This window comes from Pseudomonas sp. B14(2017) (assembly GCF_002113255.1).
Lineage (GTDB): Bacteria > Pseudomonadota > Gammaproteobacteria > Pseudomonadales > Pseudomonadaceae > Aquipseudomonas > Aquipseudomonas putida_Z.
This window is the reverse complement of sequence record NZ_NEJY01000020.1, coordinates 20674-44491: the sequence shown is the minus strand read 5'-3', so window position 1 is coordinate 44491 and position 23818 is coordinate 20674. Positions and strand designations below refer to the sequence as shown.

21 protein-coding genes are annotated in these 23818 nt (G+C 64.4%); 9 read left to right on the top strand and 12 right to left on the bottom strand.

Going from position 1 to position 23818, the window contains the following annotated elements:
• Positions 1–61 precede the first annotated feature (61 nt).
• Positions 62–790, bottom strand: coding sequence for a phosphatase PAP2 family protein (locus CAG34_RS20610; RefSeq protein ID WP_085592104.1), 729 nt, complete (start codon positions 788–790; stop codon positions 62–64).
• Positions 791–973: 183 nt separating this feature from the next.
• Here CAG34_RS20610 and colR point away from each other — a divergent pair, with 183 nt between their 5' ends.
• From colR to CAG34_RS20585, 5 genes are all read left to right on the top strand, one after another.
• Positions 974–1657, top strand: coding sequence for a two-component system response regulator ColR (gene colR, locus CAG34_RS20605; RefSeq protein WP_003255215.1), 684 nt, complete (start codon positions 974–976; stop codon positions 1655–1657).
• Entirely contained in the window at positions 1647–2957 is a 1311-nt protein-coding gene (locus CAG34_RS20600) for a HAMP domain-containing sensor histidine kinase (protein WP_085592102.1), read from the top strand. The genes colR and CAG34_RS20600 overlap by 11 nt, the downstream gene beginning before the upstream one ends.
• 107 nt (positions 2958–3064) lie before the next feature.
• Entirely contained in the window at positions 3065–3748 is a 684-nt protein-coding gene (locus CAG34_RS20595) for a class I SAM-dependent methyltransferase (protein WP_025340527.1), read from the top strand.
• Positions 3749–3754: 6 nt separating this feature from the next.
• The gene (locus CAG34_RS20590; RefSeq protein ID WP_085592100.1) at positions 3755–4453 is read left to right on the top strand and encodes a lipopolysaccharide kinase InaA family protein; all 699 of its coding nucleotides are present in this window, start codon (positions 3755–3757) and stop codon (positions 4451–4453) included.
• The gene (locus CAG34_RS20585) at positions 4453–4686 is read left to right on the top strand and encodes a hypothetical protein (protein WP_085592097.1); all 234 of its coding nucleotides are present in this window, start codon (positions 4453–4455) and stop codon (positions 4684–4686) included. The genes CAG34_RS20590 and CAG34_RS20585 overlap by 1 nt, the downstream gene beginning before the upstream one ends.
• Positions 4687–4854: 168 nt before the next feature.
• Here the strand turns inward: CAG34_RS20585 and CAG34_RS20580 are convergent, their stop codons facing one another.
• The 9 genes from CAG34_RS20580 to CAG34_RS20540 all read right to left on the bottom strand — a co-directional run bounded on the left by CAG34_RS20580 (position 4855) and on the right by CAG34_RS20540 (position 18557).
• The gene (locus tag CAG34_RS20580; RefSeq protein WP_085592095.1) at positions 4855–7899 is read right to left on the bottom strand and encodes a multidrug efflux RND transporter permease subunit; all 3045 of its coding nucleotides are present in this window, start codon (positions 7897–7899) and stop codon (positions 4855–4857) included.
• A 12-nt stretch (positions 7900–7911) separates the two neighbouring features.
• Positions 7912–9060, bottom strand: a complete 1149-nt coding sequence (locus CAG34_RS20575; RefSeq protein WP_085592092.1) for an efflux RND transporter periplasmic adaptor subunit — start codon at positions 9058–9060, stop codon at positions 7912–7914.
• A gap of 232 nt (positions 9061–9292) precedes the next feature.
• Entirely contained in the window at positions 9293–10390 is a 1098-nt protein-coding gene (locus CAG34_RS20570) for a DUF1513 domain-containing protein (RefSeq protein ID WP_013974083.1), read from the bottom strand.
• Between the two features lie 2 nt (positions 10391–10392).
• Complete coding sequence (locus tag CAG34_RS20565) at positions 10393–11457, bottom strand: imelysin family protein (RefSeq protein WP_025340522.1); 1065 nt, start codon at positions 11455–11457, stop codon at positions 10393–10395.
• Positions 11458–11477: 20 nt separating this feature from the next.
• On the bottom strand, positions 11478–12905 hold the full coding sequence (locus tag CAG34_RS20560) for a di-heme oxidoredictase family protein (protein WP_075046243.1): 1428 nt from the start codon (positions 12903–12905) through the stop codon (positions 11478–11480).
• Between the two features lie 266 nt (positions 12906–13171).
• Positions 13172–14509 carry an imelysin family protein gene (locus CAG34_RS20555; protein ID WP_025340520.1) on the bottom strand — a complete coding sequence of 446 codons (1338 nt, stop codon included), beginning with the start codon at positions 14507–14509 and terminating at the stop codon, positions 13172–13174.
• A 158-nt stretch (positions 14510–14667) separates the two neighbouring features.
• Entirely contained in the window at positions 14668–16722 is a 2055-nt protein-coding gene (locus tag CAG34_RS20550) for a bifunctional diguanylate cyclase/phosphodiesterase (protein WP_085592090.1), read from the bottom strand.
• Positions 16723–17051: 329 nt separating this feature from the next.
• Positions 17052–17648: a superoxide dismutase gene (locus tag CAG34_RS20545; RefSeq protein ID WP_013974076.1), complete on the bottom strand. Its 597-nt coding sequence runs from the start codon at positions 17646–17648 to the stop codon at positions 17052–17054.
• Positions 17649–17957: 309 nt separating this feature from the next.
• On the bottom strand, positions 17958–18557 hold the full coding sequence (locus CAG34_RS20540) for a LysE/ArgO family amino acid transporter (RefSeq protein ID WP_085592088.1): 600 nt from the start codon (positions 18555–18557) through the stop codon (positions 17958–17960).
• A gap of 97 nt (positions 18558–18654) precedes the next feature.
• On the opposite strand from CAG34_RS20540, the gene CAG34_RS20535 reads away from it, so the two are divergent.
• The 3 genes from CAG34_RS20535 (at position 18655) to CAG34_RS20525 (ending at position 21548) form a co-directional block, all read left to right on the top strand.
• Positions 18655–19545, top strand: a complete 891-nt coding sequence (locus CAG34_RS20535) for a LysR family transcriptional regulator ArgP (protein WP_054573319.1) — start codon at positions 18655–18657, stop codon at positions 19543–19545.
• A gap of 49 nt (positions 19546–19594) precedes the next feature.
• Positions 19595–20587: an NAD(P)-dependent oxidoreductase gene (locus CAG34_RS20530; RefSeq protein ID WP_085592086.1), complete on the top strand. Its 993-nt coding sequence runs from the start codon at positions 19595–19597 to the stop codon at positions 20585–20587.
• Positions 20588–20678: 91 nt separating this feature from the next.
• Positions 20679–21548: an ATPase gene (locus CAG34_RS20525; RefSeq protein ID WP_085592084.1), complete on the top strand. Its 870-nt coding sequence runs from the start codon at positions 20679–20681 to the stop codon at positions 21546–21548.
• 108 nt (positions 21549–21656) lie between these two features.
• Here the strand turns inward: CAG34_RS20525 and CAG34_RS20520 are convergent, their stop codons facing one another.
• Positions 21657–22706 carry an alkene reductase gene (locus tag CAG34_RS20520; protein WP_013974072.1) on the bottom strand — a complete coding sequence of 350 codons (1050 nt, stop codon included), beginning with the start codon at positions 22704–22706 and terminating at the stop codon, positions 21657–21659.
• Positions 22707–22723: 17 nt separating this feature from the next.
• On the bottom strand, positions 22724–23026 hold the full coding sequence (locus CAG34_RS20515) for a helix-turn-helix transcriptional regulator (protein WP_003258229.1): 303 nt from the start codon (positions 23024–23026) through the stop codon (positions 22724–22726).
• A gap of 150 nt (positions 23027–23176) precedes the next feature.
• Here CAG34_RS20515 and CAG34_RS20510 point away from each other — a divergent pair, with 150 nt between their 5' ends.
• Positions 23177–23761 carry an ACP phosphodiesterase gene (locus CAG34_RS20510; protein ID WP_085592081.1) on the top strand — a complete coding sequence of 195 codons (585 nt, stop codon included), beginning with the start codon at positions 23177–23179 and terminating at the stop codon, positions 23759–23761.
• Positions 23762–23818 lie beyond the last annotated feature (57 nt).

The window sequence follows — 23818 nt, the reverse complement described above, 5'->3', positions numbered from 1 at the left end:
ACTTGCGCTGTACCTGTGGGAGCTGGCTTGCCGGCGAAAGGGCCGCAAAGCGGCCCCTGGTTCAGGCGACGCTACGCTCGGCAGCAGGCACCTCAGCCATTCCCCGACGATACAGAACCAGGTAATACGACCCCAAGCCGATCAACCAGCAGAACACCGCCGTCCACACGTTGTGCGAAAGGAAGTGCGCCCCTTGCATCATCCTCCCCAGCGAAAGCACCGACCCGGCCACTAAGGCCACCGCCAACGCGACCCGCGCCAGCCTCGGCTTGCGATCACGCAACATGAAGAACAGCCCGAACAGGCAGAACCCGGTGGCGGCATGCCCGCCCGGCCAGCACAGCCCGGGCTTGTCGGTCGCCGGCCGCGGCTCCAGCAGCTTGCTGTAGGTTTCCTTCCCGCCAAACTGGGTCAGGCTCCACGGGCATTGCACCTGGGTCACTTTCTTCAGCGGTGTGACAAACGCCGTGGACAGGCCCAGTGCCAGCACCAGGCAGCCCAGCTCACGGCGCCAGCCGAACAGGCGCTTCCAGAAGAAGCTGGCAGCAAAGGTCACCAGTGACATCACCCCCAGCAGGATCACCCCCTGCTTGACCCGGTCATGCAGGATGTTCTCCAGCAAATAGCTGTGGCGGCCGATGAATTGCCCGGCAGCAGGGTCGAAGAACAGGTTGGCAATGTCCATGTCGACCGAGGTCAGTTCCAGCAGGATCAAGCCAAGCGCGGTCGCCAGGGGTAGCCCAAGGTACAGCCAGAAATTGATCGGGCGAGGGCGGGTTGGTTGCTGCATGACGGCTCCAGGGCGCGAAAAAGAACGGGCATTGTCGGCCGCCCGCTATCCTGTGTCCGTGAAGGATCAGTGAAAAAACCGTCAAGTGCGCTGAATTTTCCCTGGGGCTGGCACCCTGCAGGCATAGGCCTTAAGCTGCGCCTGCCGCGCACCACAGCGAGAAGCGCCGCACAGGAGAAACCGATGCGCATTCTTTTGGTTGAAGACAACCGCGATATCCTGGCCAACCTGGCCGATTACCTGGGCATGAAGGGCTACACCGTCGACTGCGCCCAGGATGGCCTGTCCGGCCTGCACCTGGCTGCCACCGAGCACTACGACCTGATCGTGCTTGACATCATGTTGCCGGGCATCGACGGCTACACCCTGTGCAAGCGCCTGCGCGAAGACGCCCGCCGCGATACGCCGGTGATCATGCTCACCGCCCGCGACCAACTGGACGACCGCCTGCAAGGCTTCCGCTCCGGTGCCGACGATTACCTGCTCAAGCCCTTCGCCCTGTCGGAGCTGGCCGCCCGCATCGAAGCGGTGCTGCGCCGGGCCCAAGGCGGCGGGCGCCGCACCTTGCAGGTGGCCGACCTCAGCTATGACCTCGACACCCTCGAAGTCACCCGCCAGGGCCGCTTGCTCAAGCTCAACCCGGTCGGCCTCAAGCTGCTGGCGGTGCTGATGCAGAAGAGCCCGCACGTATTGCGTCGCGAAGTGCTGGAAGAAGCCCTGTGGGGCGATGACTGCCCTGACAGCGACAGCCTGCGCAGCCATGTGCACCAGCTGCGCCAGGTGATCGACAAGCCGTTCGAAAAACCGTTGCTGCATACCGTCCATGGCGTCGGCTATCGCCTCGCCGAGGGCCGTGATGGAGTTTAAGCAAAGCCTTGCCCAGCGCATCATCATCGCCTTTGCCCTGATGAGCGCGCTGGTGGCCGGGGCCTTCGCCTTCGGCATCGTCGGCACCGTGCACCTGGTCGAAGAGCGGCTGATTTCCTCGGTGCTGGGCGGTGACCTGCAACGCCTGCTGCGCATGGACAGCGTCAGCGACTGGAGCCACCGGCCACGCCCCGACCAGCTGTTCTACTTCAGCGGCGGGCGTGACGACTTCGAGCTGCCCAAGGACCTGCGCCACCTCGACCGCGGCTTCCACGAGGTATTCCGCGATCAGCTGTCGTACCACGCCATGGTCGAGATCGTCGATGGCCGCCGCTATGTGCTGCTGCAGGACCAGAGCGACTTCGAGGAACGCGAGCGCGTGCTGTTCGCGGTGGTGGTGGTGGGCTTCCTGCTCAGCCTGGTGCTGGCGGCCATCCTCGGCTGGCTGGTGGCGCGCCGAGTGATGGCGCCGGTGATCCGCCTGGCGCGCCAGGTACGCCACCGTGATCAGTTGCTGGGCCTGGCCCCGCCGCTGGCGCCGGACTATGCCGCGGACGAAGTCGGCCAGCTGGCGGTAGCCTTCGACGATACCCTGGGCCGCCTGCGCGATGCGCTGACCCGCGAACGGTTGTTCACCAGCGATGTCAGCCATGAACTGCGCACGCCCTTGATGGTGCTGGCCACCTCGTGCGAACTGCTGATGGAAAACCCGACGCTGGACGCCCGCTCGCGCAGCCAGGTGGAGCGCGTGGCGCGGGCCACGGAAGAAATGCGCGAACTGGTCAAGACCTTCCTGATGCTGGCCCGGGCACAGCGCGACGAGGGCGCCGTGGCTTCGCGGGCCACCCTGCGGGAAGTGGCGGACGAACTGGTCGGGGTCTGGCGCGACACCATCGAGCAAAAGGGCCTGGCCCTGTATTTCGATGGTCGCGTCAGTGCCAGCCCGGTGCTGTACAACGCCACCTTCCTGCAATCGGTGATGGGCAACCTGCTGCGCAATGCCGCGCACTACACCGACAGCGGCTACATCCGCCTGAGCCTGGAAGCCAACGGCTTCAGCGTGGAGGATAGCGGTGTAGGTATCCCGGAGGAGCAGCGCGAGGCGATGTTCCGGCCGTTCGTGCGCGGCGACGAGCGGCGCGGCGAGGGCCTGGGCCTGGGCCTGTCGTTGGTACAGCGGATCTGCGACGACCAGGGCTGGCATGTCACCCTGACCTCGACCTTGCCGCACGGCTGCCGTTTCATGGTGGACCTGAGCAATACCGCGGCCAAGGGCGACCCGGAGGCTTTGGTCGAGTAATCTGTTGTAACAGGTCCTTCGGCGCTCAACATATTTTTCACATCGGCATGACCTGATTCCTACGCTTGCTTACCTAATGTGGGCGGAATGGAGTCAGGAGATGCCCAATGCGTAGCCCCATCAAGCTTGAATTTTCCGAGAAGTACGACAAAGAACATGCGCGCGAGTACTTTCTCAAGCACCAGGATGGCCTGGCGCGACGCCTTTCCCACAAGCGTGATGAGCAGCTGGCGCGTCGCGCCTTGGCATTGGCTGGTGAGCCTGGGCTAGTCCTCGACCTGCCATGCGGTGCCGGCCGCTTCTGGCCATTGCTGGCAGAAAAGCCCAACCGGGTGATCATCGGCGCCGACAACTCCGAAGCGATGATCGAGACAGCCTGTACCGCGCAAGCGCCAGAGGTGGTTGCACGGGTACGCCCTTTGCAGACTTCGGCGTTTGCCATCGACTTGCCGGACAACTCGGTGGACAGCATTTTCTGCATGCGCCTGTTCCACCACATTGGCGAAGCGGCGCACAGAAAGACCATTCTTTCGGAATTTCAACGGGTTAGCCGTGATAGTGTGATCCTGTCATTGTGGGTGGATGGTAACTTCAAGGCCTGGCGCCGGAAAAAACTGGAACAGCGTCGCAGCGCCAGAAAGGGCGACCAGGACAATTACCAGAACCGTTTTGTGTTACCGGCCGACACGGTCGAAGAAGAATTCCGAGCCGCCGGCTTCAGAATCCAGGAACGCCTCGACTTCCTGCCGTTCTATGCCATGTGGCGGGTATATGTATTGCGTAAGGGGTAGTGTTTGATGGCTGTAGCCCAGAGAGGGGAGTCGCGGTTCGATTTTTACTGGCGCCAGCAGGGCGAGTGGGTCGAGGAGCCTAACCAGCGCCGTGGTGGCGAGAGTGGTGTGCAACGCCTCGACGATGGCAATGGCAAGTTGCTGTATGCCAAGCGCCAGGTCGGGCATATCTACCGTAGCCTGCTGCACCCTTTCGGCCGGCCGACGGTATTGCGTGAACTCGATGCGTTGAACAGCTTCGAGCAACTGGGCGTACGTGTACCGCGCATCGTCTTCTGTGGCGCCGAGCGTGGTGCCGACCAGCAGTGGCGTGCGCTGCTGGTGAGCGAAGCACTCGACGGCTTCGTCGAACTCGACACCTGGCATGCCGAAGGTGCCCGCGAGCGTTACCCGCAGGTGGTGCATGAGCGCATGCTCAAGGACCTGGCGGACAACCTGGCGCGCATGCACCTGGGGCACTGGCAGCACGGCTGCCTGTATGGCAAGCACGTGTTCATCAAGGTGATTGGCGAGGGCGAGCAGGCCCGGGTCGAGGTCGCCCTGCTGGACCTGGAAAAATGCCGGCGGCGCATCAGCTGCCAGCGCGCGGCGGGCAATGACCTGCGCCAGCTGCGTCGCCATTCGTCGATCAATGACGCGGAATGGCAAACACTGCTCTACTTTTACCAGATGGCGTTTGGCAGCGCTGTCAAAGGGTTAGGGTAATGAAACTAGAAATAGCTCGAGCTTTGTTCCTGGTAGCTGGCCTGGCGGTGACCACCGCGGCGGTGGCTGCGTGGGAAGAGCCGAGGCCGACAGTGTTCAGCAAGGCCGAACTGGCCGACCAGTGCGCGTTGCCGCGGGATGTGAAACCGCAGCAACAGGCCGAGGCCGCGCCGGATCAGGACCTGTTGCTGTTCCTGTTCGGCATGCGCCAGGGGTTGCGGCCGTTCGGTTGAACCCGGTGTAGATGGAAATGCCAGAGGCCTCGCGATTGCGGGGCCTCTGGCATTTTTGCATCTGCCTTGCCGGCCTCTTCGCGGGCTTGCCCGCTCCCACAGGTATGGCACCGGTCCTGAAACTGGTGCCGCACCTGTGGGAGCGGGCGAGCCCGCGAAGAGGCCGGTTCAGGCAACCGATGTTTCCCTGGCAACCGCCTTGTGCGCCAGCAGGGTGTAGATACAAGGCAACACGAACAGGGTAAACAGCGTGCCGATCGACATCCCGGTGGCAATCACCGTACCGATGTCGAAGCGGCTGACCGCCCCCGCCCCGGTCGCCAGGATCAGCGGCACCATGCCGAACACCATCGCCGCCGTGGTCATCAGCACCGGCCGCAGGCGAATCGCCGCGGCTTCCTCGATCGCCTCGCGCACGCTCAGGCCGCGCTCCTCACGCAACTGGTTGGCAAACTCGACAATGAGGATGCCGTGCTTGCTGATCAGCCCGATCAGCGTCACCAGCCCGACCTGGGTGTAGATGTTCATGCTCGATACGCCCAGGAACAGCGGCAACAGCGCGCCACAGATCGACAACGGCACCGTCACCAGAATCACCAGCGGGTCGCGGAAGCTTTCGAACTGCGCCGCCAGCACCAGGAAGATGATTGCCAACGCCAGGCCGAAGGTCACCCACAGCGCGCTGCCTTCCTGCACGTACTGGCGCGCCACGCCGGCATAGTCGAAGGCGAAGCCTTCCGGAGCCTCTTCGCGGGCGATGCCCTGCACGGTCTGCAGCGCCTCGCCCAGACTGACCATGGGCACGCCCTGGATGATCGCCGAGTTCAGCTGCTGGAACTGGTTGAGCTGGCGCGGGCGGGCGCGGTCGGTGAGGGTGATGAGGGTGGATAGTGGCAGCAGTTGGCCCTGGTCGTTCTTCACGTAGTAGTTGTTCAGCCAGCCGGGGTTGTCGCGGTACGGCCGCTCGACCTGGGCAATCACCTTGTAGCTGCGGCCTTCGAGGGTGAAGCGGTTGATTTCCGCCTCGCCCAGCAAGGTCGCCAGGGTGCTGCCCAAGGTGTCCATCGACACCCCCATCTGCGCCGCCTTGGCCCGGTCGATATCCACCACCACCTCGGGCTTGTCGAAGGCCAGGTCGATGTCGAGGAAGGCGAACTTGCCGGATTCCTGGGCGCGGGCCTTGATGCGCTGGGCCACATCCAGCAGTGCCGGGTAGTCGCCAGCGCTGTTGATGACGAACTGGAATGGCAGGCCCTCGCCGGTGCCGGGCAGCGACGGCAGGTTGAAGCCGAAGATCTGCAGGCCGCTGATTTCCTCGAGCTTGCTCTGCACCAGCGGCAGCAGCTCCATCTGCGTGCGCTCGCGCTCGTTCCAGGGCTTGAGCAGAAAGCCGCCGATGCCGGTCTGCACGCCATTGAAACCGTTGATCTGGAACGACGAGTAGTACTCGGGGAAAGCCTTGAACAGCGGGGTGAATTCGTCGGTATAGGCGTTGAGGTAATCAAGGTTGGCCGGCTGCGGCGAGCTGCTCATCATGAAGATCACCCCCTGGTCCTCGTTGGGCGCCAGTTCGTTCTGGGTGAACTTCAGCAGTACCGGAATCAGGCACAGGATGATCACGGCAAACACCAGCACGACAGGCCGGCTGTCGAGGGTGGTGTGCAGCAGGCGCTGGTAGCGCACCTTCAGGCGTTCGAACAGCACGTCCAGGCGGTGGGCCAGGCCGCTGGGGTTCTGTTCCTGGCGCAGCAGCAGCGCGCACATCATCGGTGACAGGGTGAGGGCAACTATGCCGGAGATGATCACCGCACCGGCCAGGGTCAGGGCAAACTCCTTGAACAGCGCGCCGGTCAGCCCGGTAAGGAAGCCGATCGGTGCATACACCGCCGCCAGGGTGATGGTCATCGACACCACCGGCATGGCGATTTCGCGGGCGCCCTCGAGGGCGGCGTCGAACGGCGACTTGCCTTCTTCCATGTGCCGGTGGATGTTCTCCACCACGACAATCGCATCGTCCACCACCAGGCCGATGGCCAGCACCATGGCCAGCAGGGTCAGCAGGTTGAGCGAGTAGCCCATCATCTGCATGAAGAACAGCACGCCGATCATCGACAGCGGAATGGTTACCACCGGGATCAGCACCGAACGTAGGGCACCGAGGAACAGGAACACCACCACGATGACGATCAGTACCGCTTCGCCGAGGGTCTTGATCACTTCGTCGATGGAGGCCTGGATGAACAGCGTGGCGTCGTAGGCGATCGATACCTTCAGCGCCGAGGGTAGCTGGCTTTCCAGCTCGGGCATGATGCGCCGCACTTCCTTGATGACGTCCAGCGGGTTGGCGGCCGGTGTGGCCTTGATGCCGATGTACACCGATGGGGTGCCGTCGAACGAGCTGACCGTGTCGTAGTTTTCCGCCCCCATCTCGACCCGTGCCACATCGCCCAGCAGCACGCGGCTGTCGCCACTGGTCTTGACCGGCAGGGCGGCGAACGCCTCGGCCGACTTCAGCTCGGTGCTGGCGTTGATGCTGGTGACCACGTATTCGCCCTTCACCTCGCCGGCCGCGGAAAGGAAGTTGTAGCGGCGCACGGCATTGGTCACGTCGGTGGCCGACAGGCCATAGCCTGCCAGTTTCACCGGGTCGATCCAGATGCGCATGGCGAACACCTGGTTGCCGAGGATTTCCGCTTCGGCCATGCCCGGCAGGGTCGCCAGCTTGGGCTGGATCACCCGTGACAGGTAGTCGGTGATTTGCGGGTTGCTCATCTCCTTGCTGTAGAAACTGATGTACATCAGCGCCGAGGCATCGGCGGCTTCCTTGCTCAGTACCGGGTCTTCCGAGTCCTGGGGCAGCTTGTTGCGCACTTCGTTGGCCTTGGCCAGCAGTTCGGTGAACAACCGGTCGCTGTCGGCGCCGATGCGGGCGTAGATGGAAATGATCGAGAAGTTCTGCCGGCTCACCGAGGTCATGTAGTCGATGCCTTCGGCGCTGGCCAGGCTTTGCTGCAGCGGCTGGGTGATATAGCCCTGGATGGTCTCGGCGTTGGCGCCGGGGTAGGCGGTGGTCACCGTGATCAGGGCATTTTCCATTTGCGGGTACTGGCGGATCTGCAGCTTGTTCCAGGCCTGGAAGCCCAGCAGCAGGATCAGCAGGCTGACCACGCTGGCCAGCACCGGGCGGCGGATGAACGGGTCGGTGAACGCCATGCCAGCCTCCTGTCAGTCCTTGCCCGGCGCGCCCTGTGCGGGCTTGAGGGCTTTGTCCTGGCCGATGCGGATCGCGGCGCCGGGGGTGAGCTTCAGCTGGCCGGCGGTGACCACCTGTTCCCCGGCCTGCAGGCCCTTGCTGACCACCACCACGCCGTCACGGCGCTCGCCGGTCTGCACCGTGCGCTGCTCGGCGGTGAGCTGCGGCTGGCCCTTGTCGTCGTTTTCCGGCTTGCCGTCCTTGTCCTTTTTCGGCGTGGCGACGTATACCGAGTTGCCATACAGGGTGTAGGTGATGGCGCTTTCCGGCACTACCACTTGTGGCTGCGGGTTGGGTAGCAGGATCAGCAGGCTGGCGAACATGCCCGGCAGCAGCTTGCCGTCCGGGTTGGCCATGGTCGCGCGCACCAGCAGGTTGCGCGTGGTTTCCTCGACCTTGGGATTGATGGCGCTGAGGCTGGCTGGGAAGGTCTGGCCCGGGTAGGCGGCCACCTGCACCAGCACCTGCTGGCCCAGGCTGAGCTGCGGCAGGGCCTGTTCCGGTACGTTGAAGTCGACGTAGAGGCTGGATGTGTCCTGCAGGGTGGCGATCACCGTGCCGGCGGCCAGGTAGTCGCCGACGTCCACCTGGCGAATGCCGATGGTGCCGCTGAACGGGGCGCTGATGCTCTTCTTGGTCTTCGATGCCTTGAGCTGGTCGACCACCGCCTGGTTGCGCCGGTACTGGGCGGTGAGGCGGTCGAACTCGCCGCGGGAGATGGCCGAGTCGCCGACCAGCTGGCTGCCACGGCCGAAATCTACCTTGGCCAGGCCCAGGTCGGCCTGGGCGGTGCCGAGCAGGGCGGTTTCCTGGTCGTCGTTGAGTTGCAGCAACAGTTGCCCGGCCTTGACCTGCTGGCCCGAGTCGAAGTGCAGGGCCTTGACGATACCTTCCACCTCCAGGCTCAGCTCCACGCCCTGTAGCGCCTTGAGGCTGCCGACGGCGGGCAGGCGCTCTTGCCACGGGCGCTGTTCGGCCAAGGCGGCCGCCACGGTGATAGGCGGCTTGGGGGCAGTGAACATCTGGATCTGCTGGTAGATCGAAAAGGCTTTGTAGCCCCCCAGGGCCAGCACGATCAGCAGAACCACGGCCAACATGATGAGCATGCGGCGGCGCAGCATAGTCCGGTTCCTTGGATGCGGTTGTTATTCGCTTAGACACGACAACGGGCGATCCTGCCCACGTGTGGATGGGGGAAGTATTGACTGTTTTTTGGGGGAAGGGGAGTGGAATGCCTGGGCCGGCCCCTTCGCGGCTGAAGCCGCTCCCACAGGGACCGCGCAGTCAGCGGGTTGCGCTATTCCTGTGGGAGCGGCTTTAGCCGCGAAGGGGCCAGTACAGCCAACCCGAAAATCAGACGAGATGCAGGTGGTTGTCCCAGAAACCGGACGGCAGGTTCATCGGTTGCCCGACCAGCTCGGCCTTGCGGCAATCATAGAACCGGCAACGGCCCTGCCCGGAGGTGACGACAAAGCCGTCCTGTACCGCGCCCACCCCCGCGCAATCGGGCATTGGCGCATCCAGCCGCACCGCGCCGCTGTCCAGGTCCCAGACGAACAGGCGGTTGGCCCGTGGCGCGGTCAGCGCCACCAGCCGCAGCTCGCTGTGGATAGCCACGCTGGCGGTGTACTGGGCCATGGCCTGCAACTGCCGCTCCGGCACCGGGAAGGCCTTGAACGGCTCGCCCGGGCGCTTGATCGCCAGCAGCTCTGCGGTTTCATCGGCATCACCCATGAACTGTTGGCAGGCGGCGATGGTGCCATCGCTGCCTACCGCCAGGTGGCGCACGCTGTTCATCTGCTGGGCCAGGGTTTCCTTGCTCAGCAGGGTACCGTCGCGCTGCATCAGCACCAGGCTCGGTTCCATGGCGTCGAGGTTCATCTCCACCCGGCTTTCGGCTTCGGTGCGGATACCGCCGTTGGCCACGATCAGCGTTTCGCCGTCCGGTAGCCAGGCCACTTCGTGCGGGCCGATGCCGTGGGTCGGAATCTCCCCGCTGTGCACCAGGCGCTCGCCTTCGAAGCGGTACACACCGAGTACGCCACGCCCCGGGTCGGTGGTGTCGTTCTCGGTGGCATACAGCCATTCGCCACCTTTGTGGATGACCGCGTGGCCGTAGAAGTGCCGGTTCGGCTGCGAGGTGACGGTCTGCAGCAGGCGCCCGTCGCGCAGGTCGACCAGGTAGCTTTCGGTGCCGGGACGGCGGGCGACGAACAGGGCGATCGGCAGGTCCGGGTGATGGATGATGGCATGGCAACGTTGGGCGACCTGGGTGCTGAACACCTGGGTGCCGTCCAGGCGGAACCCGACCGCATAGTGCTTGCCGTCGCCGTCGTCACGCGCCGACAGCAGCAGGGGCTCGCTGCCTTTGTTGCGGAACAGGCTCCAGCCGCCCAGGGTGAGGGCGCTGAGCAATACGCTACCGAGTTTGAGGGCCTGGCGTCGCAGCATGATCAGTCACCGTCGTTGGCATTGAAGCCCAGCTGGATGTTCAACGCCTTGGCCAGCTCGCCTTCGTGCAGGCGGTGGACGGCGTTGAGGCTGTCGTAGATCTGGTTCAGGGTTTGCTGGCCGGCGTCGTCGGCCAGCAGCTCGCCCAGGGTCTTCTGGTTGGCGGCCAGCAGTTTGAGCGAGGCAGCGTAGGCGGCATCGATCTTGTCCGCCAGGGCTTTCTGATCGCTGGACAGCAAGCCGCGCAGGCCTTGGTTGTCGACCCCGACCCAGACCGCTTCGGCGGCCTTGAGGCTGGCCTCCAGGCTCTTGAGCGAGCTGTGGCTGCGCCAGGCTTCGGCCTGCAGTGGCTGCGGGATACCCTTGCTCTGGCGGCCCATCGGCGCACCGAGCTTTTTCTTCAGGCTGTCCAGGGCGGTGACCTGAGCGCGCAACAGGTCGGCGATGGCCTCGTGGGAGTCGGCGTAGCGCTGGTTGGGGAACTTGGTCATCTGCGAGAGCATGCCGTCGGTGCTGTTCCAGCCCTTGAGGATCTCTTCGGCCAGGGCCTTCTGGTGTTCACCAATGGCCACCAGCAACGGGCAGTAGCGGGCTTTCTGCTCGGCTGTGGCGATGTCCGGCTTGCTGTCGAACAGGATGTACTCGTAGGCCGACAGGCCACGTACCACCACGCTGGCCTTGCCCAGGGCCGCGGCATCGACCGGCTGGTCGGCGTTGACCAGTTGCTCGACCTGGCGGCCGACCAGGTTCTTCTTGTCGGGCCAGAACTGTACCTGCCAGGCGCGGTTGCCTTCGGCCAGCGGGCCGACCAGCAGCGGTTGCAGTTCGGCCCAGGCCTTTTGCGCGTTGAGGAAGTCGGCACGGGCCTTGTCCAGGGTTTCCTTGCCTTCGCAGTAGGCCAGGGCGCTGGCGGCCAGCGTGCGGTCGGCTTCGACCCAGCGGCTGTAGGTGGGCAGGATCACCTGCTTGGCGATGGCAGCGGAGGTCACGGCTTGCGGGTCCTGCGGCGAGCAGGCGCCGAGGGCGAGTGCGGCGAGGCTGGTGAACAACAGTTTGGGTCGGAACATGCCCGGCTCCTTTGCGCTTTTTAAAGTGAGTTCAGGAAAGCCAGCAACGCGGCACGCTGCTCGGCATTGAAAGTGAGTACGAAATTGCGTGCCGCCTCGGCCTCGCCACCGTGCCAGAGCACGGCTTCGAGCAGGTTGCGGGCGCGGCCGTCGTGCAGGAACTGGCTGTGGCCACTGACCGTTTCGCTCAGGCCGATGCCCCACAGTGGCGGGGTGCGCCAGTCCTGGCCGTTGGCGGCAAATTCGGTGCGCTCGTCGGCCAGGCCCGGGCCCATGTCATGCAGCAGCAGGTCGCTGTAGGGACGGATCAGCTGGTTGGCCAGCTCCGGCTCGGCGGCATTGGCGGCGGTGGTGAACTGCGGTGTATGGCAGCCCTGGCAGCCAGCCTGATAGAACAGGTTCTTGCCCGCCAGCACCTGTGGCGAGCCCACGTCGCGGCGGGCCGGCACGGCCAGGTTGCGGGTGTAGAAAGTGACCAGGCGCAGGATGTTGTCGCTGACTTCCTTCTCGCCATTGGCGCCGTCGCCGTTGGGCGCGGCCAGGCAGTCGGCCTGCGCCGGGGTACAGTCGTCGTTGGGCTGCAGGGTGGTGGTCAGGCCCATGTCGCCGGCAAAGGCGTGCACGTTCTGCTGGTTGACGTTGGGCTGCCCGGCCTTCCAGCCGAAGCGGCCGACCACGGTCTTGCCCTGGGCGTCGTCCCACACCCGGTTGGCCCGGCCGCGGATGCCGTCGCGGTTGTGGTCATCCGGGTCTTCGTTGGCCAGCAGGTCGGCTTCGGGGATGGCTTCGAGCAGGCCCAGGCCGATCATCGGCGGAGCCACCCGCGCCGAAAAGCGCGTGTCGGGGTGCATCACGCCATAGCCGAGTTGGGTGATCTGCAGGGCCGGCTTGCGCAGCTCGACCTGGTGGCCGTCCTCGAACGACACCGTTTCGCTGGTGTAGCTCACCCGCACCTTGCCTTCCGGCGTCACGCCGGGGATGGCCATGTCCTGCAGCTGGGTGCCATAGACTGGCTCCGGCACCACGCCGAGGCGTTCGACCACCTTGGCCAGGTAGGGCTGGTCGGGGATCGACAGGCGTACCAGCATCGATACGGCGTTGCTGTCGCCCGGCTCTGGCGGGTGGCCGCGGCCGTCGCGCACGTGGCAGTTCTGGCAGGCATTGGTGTTGAACAGCGGGCCCAGGCCGTCACGGGCGGTGGTGGTGGACGGGGCGATCACCCAGGGGTTGCGGAAGAAGCTGTTGCCTACGGCGAAGTCCAGGCGCCGCTCGGGCGAGAGGTTGGCCGAGGGCAGGGAATAGGCATTGCGGTCAGTGCGCTGCACGGTGGCTTTGCCGCCCGACAACGCTTCGCCGGGCTCGGCCTGGGTGAAACGCGGGGCGTCGTCACAGGCGGCGAGGGCAAAGGCCAGCAGCAGGGGGGAGAGTCGGGACAGCGACAAGGACATCGAGAATCCTGGGCGTGAGCGAAAAACCGGCGTGCAAGCTTAGCAGGGTGAGGGAGTTTGAATAAGAGCAATTTGCAATTGCTGGATGAAATCGGTGTCAGTTGGCCATGGTCTGTGGTTGCCTGGTCGGGCCCTATCGCCGGCAAGCCAGCTCCCACAGGTACTTCACAGCCCTTGAGCCCTGTGGGAGCTGGCTTGCCGGCGATAGGGCCGGAAGCAAAAAAGGCGACCCGAAGGCCGCCTCTTTCAGAACCGCTACAGCAGGATCAGAACTCGTGATCCGCGGTATCCGGGTTCAGGTTGGCAATGCCCAGCTTGCCCGCGGCCTGCTCGATCGCACCGGTCTGCTTGACCAGGGAGGCGATGGCGTCACGCACGATCTGGTTGCCGGCTGCGTTGTCGGCAGCGATCAGCTGGTCGTAGTGCTCGCCCTTGAGGGCGTGGTCGACGATTACCTGGATCTTGGCTTCGGTGGCTTCCAGGTCGGCCTTGAGGGTGGCGTCGGCGGCCGGGTCTACCTTGGCCACCAGCGACGACAGGCTCGGGCCGGTCACCTTGCTGCCGTCCGGGCGGGTGTACTCGCCCAGGTAGACGTTGCGGATGCCCTTGGCGTCGTAGAAGTGCGAGTAGTGAGTGTTGTCGCTGAAGCAGTCATGCTCGTCTTCCGGCGAGTTGGCTTCCAGCGAAACCTTCATGCGTTCGCCAGCCAGTTCGCCCAGCGACAGGCTGCCCATGCCGAACAGCATCTTGCGCAGGCCGTCGTTGACCGACTCGGCTTCCAGCTTGGCGCGGTAGTTGTCGGCGACGTTCGGTGCCCAGTTGCCGACCATCTCTTCGAGGTCCTTGACCAGCAGGTCGGTGACCGCTTTCAGGTAGGCACGGCGGCGGTCGTTGTGGCCGCCGGTGGCGCCCTTGCCTTCCAGGTAGTCCGACGCCGGACGGTTGCCCGCGCCCGGGCCGGTGCCGTTCAGGTCCTGGCCCCAGAGCAGGAACTCGATGGCGTGGTAGCCGGTGGCGACGTTGGCCTCGGAGCCGCCCAGTTCGTTCAGGCTGGCCAGCTTCTCGGGGGTGATGTCCTTGACGTCGATCTTCTCTTCGCCCACCTGAATCTCGGTGTTGGCGATGATGTTGGCGTTGGCCGCCGGGTTGCCCAGGGCGTGCTCATAGCTCTTGTCGACGTAGTCGATCAGGCCTTCGTCCAGCGGCCAGGCGTTCACCTGGCCTTCCCAGTCGTCGATGATAGTGTTGCCGAAGCGGAAGGCTTCGCTCTGCAGGTACGGTACGCGCGAGGCGACCCAGGCTTCTTTGGCTGCCTTAAGGGTTTCGTCGTTGGGCTTGGCCAGGAACGCGTCGACTGCGGTCTGCAGGGTCTTGGCGGTGCTCAGCGAGTCGCTGTACACGGCGTAGACCAGCTCGGCGTAATGCTTGACCACGGCTTTGCCGGCGGCTTCGTCGACAGCCCCGGGCGCCGCAGCGGTGGTGCTGGCGGCAGCAGGTGCCTGGGCTTGCGGCGCGGCGGCCTTGTCGTCCTTGCCTTCACCGCAACCGGCGAGAGCGATGGCAATGGCCAGCAGACTGGCGGAGGCCAGAGGCATTCGAATCATTATTGGTTTTCCTGCGTCGTGTGGTTAGACCAAGGGGTGGACCGTGCGCCGTGGCACGCGAAACCGCAACATCATGCGAAAGATTTGCATTTGCTGTAAAGGGGGCAGGCATGCAATTCGTGTAAATGCCGGTCACGGCCTGTAACCGGGCAGGCGGCTCAGAACATCGAAACCTGGTTTCGCTGCGCCTGCTTGAGGAAGTTGGTCAGCTCACGGGCCGACAGCGGCTTGCTGTAGTGGTAGCCCTGGCCCTCGTGGCAGCCCTGGGCGACGATGTAGGTTTCCTGTTCGGCGGTTTCCACGCCTTCGGCGATCACCTGCATCCCCAGGCTCTTGCCCAGCTGGATGATGGCGCGAACGATGGTGGCGTCGTCATCGTCGTCCAGCAGGTCCTGGACGAAGCTCTTGTCGATCTTGATCTTGTCCAGCGGCAGCGATTTCAGGTAGCTGAGCGACGAGTAGCCGGTGCCGAAGTCGTCGATGGCAATCAGTGCTCCGGATCGGCGCAGGCTCAGCAGGTGCTGGGCGGCGGTGCTGATGTCTTCCATCAGGCCGGTCTCGGTGACTTCCAGTTCCAGGCTGCGCGGCGGCAGGCGATAGGCCTGCAGCAGGTTGTTGACCACCCGCGGCAGTTCGTTGTGGTGCAGCTGCACGGTGGACAGGTTGACCGCCATGCGCAGCTCGCTGAAGCCCATGTCGTGCCATTCGCGCAATTGCCGGCAGGCCTGGTCGAGCACCCATTCGCCGATGCTGATGATGCTGCCGTTCTGTTCGGCCAGGGGGATGAATTGGTCTGGCGGCACCATGCCCAGCTCCGGGTGCTGCCAGCGCAGCAAAGCCTCGACACCGACCACGCGGTGGTCGCGGTAGCTGATCTGTGGCTGGTACACCAGGTACAGCTGGTTGCGCGGCAGGGCTTCGCGCAGGTCCTTTTCCAGCTCGCGACGGCGGCGCATCTCGCTGTCGACGCTGGCGATGTAGAACTGGTAGCGGTTGCGCGAACGGGCCTTGGCCAGGGTCATGGTCTGTTCGGCTTTCTGCAGCAGCTTCTCGGTGCTGTCGCCGTCTTCCGGGAACAGGGTGATGCCGATGGTGGCGCGCAGGCGGATCTGCTGGTGGTGGTCGAGGTCGAACGGCACTTCCAGGTCGTCGAGGATACTCTGCGCCAGTTCGGCCGCCTCGTAGGGCTGCTCGATATTGGCCTGCACCAGGGCGAACTGGTCACCACCCAGGCGTGCCAGGGCGCCCAGGCGGCCACTGTGGGCGCGCAGGCGGTCGGCCAAGGCCAGCAGCAACTGGTCGCCGACCTGGTAGCTGAACTGCTCGTTGATGCCCTTGAAGTCGTCCAGGCCTACGCACAGTACCGCCACGCGGTGTTGCAGGCGGCCGCCGTCGACGAGGATCTTGTCCAGTTGCTGCTGCAACTGCTGGCGGTTGGGCAGGCCGGTGAGGAAGTCGTACTGGGCCATGCGTTGCAGGCTGTTTTCCGCCTCGTGGCGCAGATGGGTGTTGCGCTCGATCGAGGCCAGCAACTGGTTGGCGGTATTTACCCACAGGCCCAGCTCGTTCTTCTCGTGGCCCTTGAGCAGCGGCAGCTGGTGCTGGCTTGGGCGGTCGGGGTTGATCTGGGTGAGGTGCTCGATGATCTTCGACAGCGGTTTGGTCAGCAGCCAGTGGTAGACCAGGTACAGCACCAGGCCCATGGCCAGGGCCCGCAGCACACCGGAGATGAAGATGATCACGGCGTTGATCAGGAAGTCTTCGCCGTAGGACGAGGTGTCCAGGGTGATGCTCAGGTCGCCGTAGTATTCGCTGTAGGGGCCGCGGCCGACCAGTTGCGTGGTGTAGGTACGTTCCTGGCCGAGGATCAGGTCGGTCAGCCAGCGCATGGACATGTCCTGCAGCGGGCGGGACTTTTCCGCCAGCATGGTTTCGTTGGGGTGGCCGATGGAGGCCATGCGTACCGATTCGTCCTGGAACAGGCCTTCCATCACCTGCATGCCCATTTCGCGGTCGAGGCTGTATACCGCCTGGGTCGAGGGGTCGCGGAACATGTCGAGGATGCGCTGGGCATCGTTGTTCACGGCCTGGCGGGTCTTGTAGGTGTCGTAGACGATTTGCGCACAGCTGAGCACGACACCGACCGCTAGCGCCGACAGCAGCACGACCCTGAGCAACTTGACCGACAAGCTGTTCCGCAATTCCAGCTTCAATGGGGTTTCCTTAATCCATGCGCATGGCATCATTTTGCCATCAACGATGACGATACACTATCGGCCGACCATCAATAGTGTATCGGTTGCCTGACCCCGCAACTTGAATGCGCTGTAACAATCTTCCAGAGGTTTGATGTTAGCGTGCTATGCGGGCTGAGCAAGCAAAACCGTGCTGGCTTTTTCGCGGGTAAACCCGCTCCCACAGGGATAGCATCAAGTCCACAAGCTGCGCCGTACCTGTGGGAGCGGGTTCACCCGCGAAGAGGCCGGTACAGGCATAAAAAAACCCGGCACCGGGCCGGGTTTTTCGTTCAGGGCTGAATGACTCAGGCCTTGAAGGTCTTGCCTTCGAACTGTTCGGCAACGAAGGCCCAGTTGACCAGGTTCCAGAACGCCTCGACGTACTTCGGACGCAGGTTGCGGTAGTCGATGTAGTAGGCGTGTTCCCAGACGTCGCAGGTCAGCAGCGGGGTGTCGCCGCTGGTCAGCGGGCAGCCGGCGCCGATGGTGCTGGCCAGGGCCAGGGAACCGTCAGCCTTCTTCACCAGCCAGCCCCAGCCGGAACCGAAGGTGCCAACCGAAGTCTTGGTGAACTCTTCCTTGAACTTGTCGAAGGAACCGAAAGCGGCGTTGATGGCGTCAGCCAGGGCACCGGTCGGCTGGCCACCGGCGTTTGGTGCCAGGCAGTTCCAGTAGAAGGTGTGGTTCCAGACTTGAGCGGCGTTGTTGAAGATGCCGCCCGAAGAGCTCTTGACGATCTCTTCCAGGGTCTTGCCTTCGAATTCGGTGCCTGGGACCAGGTTGTTCAGGTTCACGACATAGGTGTTGTGGTGCTTGTCGTGGTGATACTCCAGGGTTTCCTTGGAGATGTGCGGCTGCAGGGCATCGTGGGCGTACGGCAGCGGCGGCAATTCAAAAGCCATGGTGGATCTCCTGATTCAGGTCTGTTTGCGGTTTGCGCAAGGCCGATCACGGGCGGCCCGATGAGCGTCGGCGAGTTTGTACTCTTTGCGACGCAAGGGCTGGATCATAGCACCGGGCCCGGCGCATAACCACGCAACAAAGATAGGGAATAGAGGTTCCAGAGCGGTTGGGGCGTGCCGACCAGTGGCGTCAGCTATTGCCTGCAAGGGCCTCATCACCGGCAAGCCAGCTCCCACAGGGATATCACCGACCTCAGGCCTGGTGATATCCCTGTGGGAGCTGGCTTGCCGGCGATAGGGCCCTTGAGGTCAGTTGAAGATCAACTGCGCCGCCACCGCGAACATCATCACCGCCACCATCAGGTCGAGCATGCGCCAGGTCGCCGGCCGGGCCAGCCACGGTGCCAGCCAGGCGGCACCGATCGCCAGGGTCGAGAACCACAGCAGCGAGGCGCTGGCAGCGCCGGCCACGTAGGCGCCAGGCGCAGCCTGCTGGGCGCCCAGCGAGCCGATCAGCAGCACCGTGTCGAGGTACACGTGCGGGTTCAGCAGGGTCACCGCCAGGGCGCTGAGCAGTACCGCGCGGCGTGAGCGCGCACCCTGGCCTTGCTGGTGTTGCAGGCTCTGCCTGGAGCAGGCGCTGCGCAAAGCCTTGGCGCCGTACCAGATCAGGAACACCGCACCGCCCCAGCGGGCGACCGCCAGCAACGTCGGGTTGTGCGCCAGCACGGTGGCCAGGCCGAACACTCCGGCCGCCACCAGGATGGCGTCACAGACGATGCACAGTGCCGCCACCGGCAAATGATGCTCGCGGCGCAAGCTCTGGGCGAGGACGAAGGCGTTCTGTGCACCGATGGCCATGATCAGGCCGAAGGCCACGAGCATGCCGTTGAGATAGCTTTGCCACATGGCGTGCTCTCCAAAGAGTCCAAAAGATGCTGGTCATTGTGATGAACCACGTTGTATAAGAAAAACAAATAGAGCTGATCCGTCATTAGGAAAATCGATGTTCGACTACAAGCTGCTGGCCGCCCTTGCCGCGGTGATCGAGCAGGGCGGTTTCGAACGCGCGGCGCAGGTGCTGGGCTTGTCGCAGTCGGCCATCTCCCAGCGCATCAAGCTGCTCGAGGCGCGGGTCGGCCAGCCGGTGCTGGTGCGTGCCACACCGCCAAGCCCGACCGAAGTCGGCCGCCAGTTGCTCAACCATGTGCAGCAGGTGCGCCTGCTCGAACGCGACCTGCAGCGCCAGGTGCCGGCGCTGGACGAGGAGGGCATGCCGGAGCGCCTGCGCATCGCCCTCAACGCCGACAGCCTGGCTACCTGGTGGGCCGGCGCAGTGGGCAACTTCTGCGCACAGCAGAACGTGCTGACCGACCTGGTGGTGGAAGACCAGGAAGTGGGCCTGAAACGCATGCGAGCGGGCGAAGTGGCGGCCTGCCTGTGTGGTAGCGAGCGGCCGGTGGCCGGCGCGCGCAGCCTGCCGCTGGGCGCCATGCGCTACCGGGCGCTGGCCAGCCCCGGGTTCATGGCGCGGCATTTTCCGCAGGGCTTCGCTGCCAGCCGCCTGGCCCGTACCCCGGCAATCGTTTACGGCCCGGACGACTTCCTGCAACACCGCTACCTGGCATCGCTGGGCATCGAGGATGGCTTCCTGCACCACTTGTGCCCGTCGTCCGAAGGCTTCCTGCGCATGACCGAAGCCGGCCTGGGCTGGGGCCTGGTGCCGGAACTGCAGGCTCGCGAGCAACTGGCCAGCGGCCAGTTGGTGGAAATCTGCAGCGATACCCCCATCGATGTGCCGCTGTACTGGCATCATTGGCGCAATGGCGGGCAACTGCTCGCGCAACTGACCGACCACCTGCGGCACACCGCACGGCAATGGCTGGTGCCCTTGTAGCCACGGCTGGCGTCAGTTGCATCTGAAATCTGGCAAGACGGAGTCTTACATGCGAATTCTGGTCACCGGCGCGAGTGGCTTCATTGGCGGGCGCTTTGCGCGCTTTGCCCTGGAGCAGGGCCTGGACGTGCGGGTCAGCGGCCGTCGAGCCGAAGGGGTCGAGCACCTGGTCAAGCGCGGCGCCCAGTTCATCCCCGGCGACCTGGGTGATGCCGAGCTGGCACGCCGCCTGTGCCAGGGCGTCGAGGCGGTGGTGCACTGCGCTGGCGCAGTGGGCAACTGGGGGCGCTACCAGGACTTCTATCAAGGCAATGTGGTGGTCACCGAAAACGTGGTCGAGGGCTGCTTGAAGGAGCACGTACGGCGGCTGGTACACCTGTCGTCGCCGTCGATCTACTTCAATGGCCGCTCGCGCCTGGACATCCGGGAAGAGCAGGTGCCGCGCCGCTTCCATGACCACTACGGGCAGACCAAGCACATGGCCGAGCAGAAAGTGTTCGGTGCCCAGGAGTTCGGCCTCGAGGTGCTGGCGCTGCGCCCGCGCTTCGTCACCGGCGCCGGCGATGCCAGTATTTTCCCGCGGCTGATGCAGATGCAGCGCAAGGGGCGTGTGGCGATCATCGGCAACGGCCTGAACAAAGTCGATTTCACCAGCGTGCACAACCTCAACGAAGCGCTGCTCAGTGCCCTGTTCGCCGACGACCGGGCGCTGGGCCAGGCCTATAACATCAGCAACGGCCAGCCGCTGCCGCTGTGGGACGTGGTCAACTACGTGATGCGCCAGATGCAGTTGCCGCAGGTTACCCGCTACCGCTCCTACGGCCTGGCCTACAGCCTGGCCGCGCTGAACGAGGCGGCCTGCATGTTGTGGCCGGGGCGCCCGCAACCGACCCTGTCGCGCCTGGGGATGCAGGTGATGAGCCGCGATTTCACCCTGGATATCAGCCGCGCCCGGCAGTACCTGGACTACCAGCCCAAGGTCAGCCTGTGGACGGCGCTGGATGAGTTCTGTGCCTGGTGGAAGCACCAGCCGCCGGGGTAGTGAAACCGTCGGGCCGACAATGGACATCAACGCGCCGCGCTGGCGGTTTATACTCGTGCCCTCTTTGCGACTACCGCGGTTGAATGTATCCATGCGTAACCATGCTCACGATGACTACGATGACGTGCCTAGCCTGCGGGCCGGCACCCATGACGATGACGAACTGATGCCGGCGCACGTGGTGCGCAGCCGCCAGAAAGCCGCTCGCGGTGCCAGCACGGCGCCGCTGTGGGCATTGCTCGGGGCCGCGTTCATCGCCTTGGCGGGCCTTGGCTGGTGGAGCTTCCAGCAGATCTCGCTGATGGAGCAGCAACTGGTGGCGACTCAGGAAAGCTTCGCCCGCATCAGCGAAGAGGCTGCCGGGCGCCTGCAGGCGATCAGCGGCAAGGTGGCAGCCAGCGAATCCGGCGCCACTACCAACAGCGAGGCGTTGAAGCTGCAGCTGCGCCAGTTGCAGAAGGGTGTGGCCGGGCAGACCGGCGACCTGGGCAAGCGCCTGGAGCAGGTACTGGCCGATACCCGTGAACAGCAGAAGGTCGTGACCCAGCTGCAAACCCAGTTGCAGGCGCAGCTGAAGGCGGTGAATGGCGAGCTGGCCGCGTTGCGCTCGGGGCAGGTCGATGGTGGCAAGCTGGATACGCAGTTCAAGGGCCTGAACGAACAGGTTGCTGCGCTGAAGGCCGCGCAGGCTGATGGCGCCAAGCTGGACGGGCAGCTCAAGAGCCTGGGCAACGAGGTGGCAGCGCTGAAGAAGCAGGGTAACCCGAGCGCGGCCATCCAGGACCTGGAGCAGGACATCCTGGTGCTCAAGAGCCAGATCGACAACCGCCCGGCCGCGGCGGCGTCCAGTGGTGCTTCGGTACAGGAATTCGACGCCTTCCGGGCGCAGACGACCCGCAACCTGAATACCTTGCAGAGCCAGATCCAGAACCTGCAGCAGCAGATCAATGCCCGGCCGTGAGATCACCTGAGCCTTCTTCGCGGGCACGCCCGCTCCCACAGGTACAGCGACAAGCTTGAGGATTGTGCTGACCCTGTGGGAGCGGGCGTGCCCGCGAATGGCCCTGAATCACAACCGCGGATAATCGATGTACCCCACCGGCCCCTTGCCATAGAAAGTCTCCGGCCGCGCCTCGTTCAACGGCGCATCCGCCGCCAGCCGCGCCGGCAGGTCAGGGTTGGCAATGAACGGCACGCCAAACGCCACGGCGTCGGCCTTGCCATTGGCCAGGGCTGCATTGGCACTGGCCTTGTCAAACCGCTCATTGACGATGTACGGGCCACCGAACGCCTCTTTGATCAGCGGGCCGATACTGTCATCGGCTTCCTTTTCCCGCGAGCAGATGAAGGCAATACCACGCTTGCCCAGCTCACGGGCCACGTAGGTAAAGGTTTCGGCACGATCGGCATCGCCCATGTCATGGGCATCGGCACGCGGCGCCAGGTGCACGCCAACGCGGTTTGCGCCCCACACCTCGATGGCCGCATCGGTCACTTCCAGCAGCAGCCGAGCACGGTTTTCCAGCGAGCCGCCGTAGCGGTCGGTGCGCTGGTTGGTGCTGCTCTGCAGGAACTGGTCGAGCAGATAGCCGTTGGCACCGTGGATTTCCACGCCATCGAAACCGGCAGCCTTGGCATTCTCGGCACCGCTGCGGTAGGCCTCGACGATGTCGATGATTTCTTCGGTTTCCAGCGCGCGTGGGGTGGGGTAGTCACTGAGCGGGCGCACCAGGCTTACATGGCCCTTGGGCTGGATCGCGCTGGGGGCTACCGGCAGCTCGCCGTTCAGGTAGCTGGGGTGGGAGATGCGGCCAACGTGCCACAGCTGCAGGAAGATGCGCCCGCCAGCGGCATGCACGGCCTTGGTCACATTGTTCCAGCCACGCACTTGCTCGTCGTTCCAGATACCAGGGGTATCCGGGTAGCCGACGCCCATGGCGCTGACCGAGGTCGCCTCGCTGAGGATCAGCCCGGCGCTGGCGCGCTGCACGTAGTACTCGGCCATCAGCGCATTGGGCACGCGGCCTTCGTCGGCCCGGCAGCGGGTGAGCGGGGCCATGATGATGCGGTTGGGCAGTTGCAGGTCGCCCAGGGTGATCGGATCGAAAAGCGTGGTCATGACGGTTACCTGCCTGTTCAGAGTGCTTGGCGCAGTTGTTCGAGAAACGCCTGGATAGTGGCTTCGTTGCGTTTGAAGAAGTGCCATTGGCCGATCTTCTGGCTGCTGATCAGCCCGGCGCGCTGCAGGGTGGCCAGGTGGGCGGAGACGGTCGACTGCGACAGGCCGCAGCGTTGGTCGATCTGCCCGGCACACACACCGTTCTCGGTGCTGTGGTACTGGTCGGGGAATTGCGTTGCCGGGTCCTTCAGCCAGCTGAGGATTTCTCGCCTGACCGGGTGGGCCAGCGCTTTTATGATTTCGTCGAGATCGAGAGGCATGGGTTGAGGCTCGTTGTAGCGGTATATCGCGATAGGACGAAATGTAAATCGTGGATTCCCGATATACAAATATGAAGAGGTTCTGAGCTGAGCACGAATCGCTATATCGCGTTATAACGATATAGGGGGCGGCGGTGCTAGACTGCGCTCATGAACTACCTCGCACACCTGCACCTTGGCGGCCCGGCGCCGCAACAACTGCTTGGCAGCCTGTATGGCGACTTCGTCAAAGGCTCGCTGGAAGGGCGCTTCCCGCCTGCGCTGGAGGCGGCCATCCGGTTGCACCGGCATATCGACAGCTATACCGACCAGCACCCGTTGGTGCTGGCGGCACTGGCGCGCTTTCCGCGGGAGCGGCGGCGCTTTGCCGGCATTGTTCTGGATGTGTTTTTCGACCATTGCCTGGCCCGGCATTGGCGGGATTACGCCGAGCAGCCGCTGGCGCAGTTCACCGGGGACTTTTATCGGGTGTTGCTGGCGGAGCCCGAGTTGCCGGGGCGGCTGGCGCGGATTGCGCCGTTCATGGCGGCGGATGACTGGCTGGGGGCGTATGGCGACTTTGCCACGCTGGAGCAGGTGTTCAACGGCATTGCCCGGCGCCTGTCGCGGCCGGAGGGGATGGTTGGGGTGATGGGGGAGCTGGAGCGGCTGTATGAGCCATTGCTGGCGGACTTCAGGGAGTTTTATCCACAGTTGCAGGCGTTTGCAGCGGCTGGCCGGTTGTCTGGCAGTTAGTCCCGCGCTGGCTTCTTCGCGGGCTGCCCGCTCCCACAGGTTGGCGCAGTTCTCAAG